At 48.6% G+C, this 568-nt stretch carries 1 protein-coding gene and 1 pseudogene; both read right to left on the bottom strand.

Translation table 11 applies throughout. The features are described from left to right. Positions 1-236 (bottom strand): annotated as a pseudogene (locus tag ACFINZ_RS11895) (virion morphogenesis protein); the annotation flags it as partial. Position 237: 1 nt separating this feature from the next. Further along, on the bottom strand, positions 238-568 hold a 331-nt coding region (locus ACFINZ_RS11890), incomplete at its 5' end, for a phage protein Gp36 family protein (RefSeq protein ID WP_375701634.1).

Genomic DNA, 568 nt, shown 5'->3' with positions numbered 1-568 from the left:
GAGCGTGAAAGCGCCCCACTGGCATAAAGAATGGAGGTGCGGGCATAATTGTTTTTCCACTTCTCTCCTTGGGCAGACGTTTTTTCACTTTGAATCCGCCGCCTTGTGCTTTCTTGAATGAGACGCCCAACCCCTTGTGCCAAAGTCCCCATCGAGCTATCAGCTCCCTTTTGCAAAAAGGATAAAGCCGCTTCAAGCCCCATCTCTTTAATCTCAATATGGGTTGCAACAGACATATTATCTTCCCATCAAACGCGGCTTGGCATGGAAGAAAGCCCCATCACGAACCGGTCCATCTTCGCTCATAATTTTAGGTTCATCTATGCCTAAACCCGCTTTGCCTTCGGCAATACGTTTCAGCAAATCAACCGCCTGTTTGTAACGATCTTCAATGGTCGTGGTCAGTGCCGTATGGCGTATGGCTAAATTATAAACAGCAATATTGACACAGATCATACCCAGAGCCGCCGGCTGTCCAGCAATGGGGATTGAGTAGCGATGAGACAAATGCACATCAATCTCACCACTTGCCTGTTCGAGCGCGCGGGCAATGGCTTGCTCTGAAAAA

The organism is Bartonella sp. AA81SXKL (assembly GCF_042196945.1).
In the GTDB taxonomy this organism is placed as follows: domain Bacteria; phylum Pseudomonadota; class Alphaproteobacteria; order Rhizobiales; family Rhizobiaceae; genus Bartonella.
This window is presented reverse-complemented; position numbering and strand designations above follow the sequence as displayed.